The following is a 589-nucleotide window of genomic DNA, read 5'->3' as shown; positions in this document are numbered from 1 at the left end:
ATCGCCGTCTTCACCAGCCCGATCACGTCGCGCACGCCCAGGCGCTGGAGGAGCGCCGCCCGGTGCGTCTCGACCGTCTTCACGCTGACGAACATACGCTCGGCGATCGCCCGGGTACCGTAGCCCTCGCCGATGAGCTGCAGGACCTCCCTCTGCCGATCGGTAAGCCGCGACAGCGGATCGCCCTCCTCCGCCTCGATGCGGTCGAGCTCGGCCTGCACCTCCGCGGCGGACAGTGACTCGCTGAGGTAGCGCTGTCCCCGGTGAACCGCGCGCACCGCCCGTTCGAGCTCCTCCGGGCGCGCGGTCTTGAGCAGGAACCCCCGGGCACCGATCCGTAACGCACGCGCCACGGTGGCGACCTCCTCGTGCATGGAAACCATCAACACGGGTACGGCGGGATACGCGCGGCGCAACCGCCTCAGGACCTCGAGGCCGTTCATGCCGGGCATCTCGACATCCAGGAGGACAACATCGGCGGGAACGTCGTCGAGCAGGCGAAGCAGCGTCCGGCCGTCCCCGACCTCGCCCACTACGCTCACCCCGTCGATCAGCTCGAGCAGGCGGCGCAGCCCGGCACGCACGAGGG

General features: G+C 70.1%; 1 protein-coding gene. It reads right to left on the bottom strand.

The annotated features are described in order from the left end of the window. On the bottom strand, positions 1-589 hold a 589-nt coding region (locus G7A99_RS23885), incomplete at both ends, for a response regulator transcription factor (RefSeq protein WP_163144560.1).

It is taken from the genome of Arhodomonas sp. KWT, assembly GCF_010993615.1.
The sequence above is the reverse complement of the archived record's forward strand: the minus strand, read 5'-3'. Positions and strand labels throughout refer to the sequence as shown.